The sequence below is a fragment of the Citrobacter sp. Awk 2 genome, assembly GCF_028069815.1.
Lineage (GTDB): Bacteria > Pseudomonadota > Gammaproteobacteria > Enterobacterales > Enterobacteriaceae > Citrobacter.
The window spans coordinates 1-494 of the sequence record NZ_JANEWL010000257.1 but is presented as its reverse complement, the minus strand read 5'-3'; the positions used below and the strand labels follow the sequence as shown (position 1 = coordinate 494).

The 494-nt window shown below is 29.6% G+C and carries 1 protein-coding gene; it reads right to left on the bottom strand.

Translation table 11 applies throughout. From position 1 onward, the window contains the following. Positions 1-494 (bottom strand): hypothetical protein (locus tag NNO02_RS23520; RefSeq protein WP_271455904.1); only part of this gene is annotated, 494 nt, incomplete at both ends.

Here is a 494-nt window from a genome sequence, read left to right as displayed (position 1 = left end):
TCTATGATGGAGTTATTAATTTGGCATAGAGTGATTTTATTATTAAATTCATCATCAGTAGATGGTTTGTAAATAATTTGTTTTGACGTCTTTGAATCAAATCGAATGTAACCATGCTTAAATAAGATAGGGGATATCTTAGAAAAATCGGTTATATTAAAATGCGGCTTATAAATGATACAAATTACAAGTTCATCGTCAAAGATATCTGTAAGCTTAAAAGTATATTTATTAAGATCAAGTTTTGTCTCAAGGGAATTTTCTTTGCATCTACACAAGGCTTCTTGAATTCCAATGTATGCATACCGAAGAAAATATTTATCTGCTGCATAGTCATGGTCATTTGATTCAAGTGAAATTACTGGTAGCAAATATCCAATGCTTTTATTTGTATCCGAAGAAATAAGCTTAACAACATCATTTTCCTTGACATCTTTTTTGAGTAAGAAAAAAATATCGTAATTATCTCTATCATATTCCGCTATAGAGTGCTC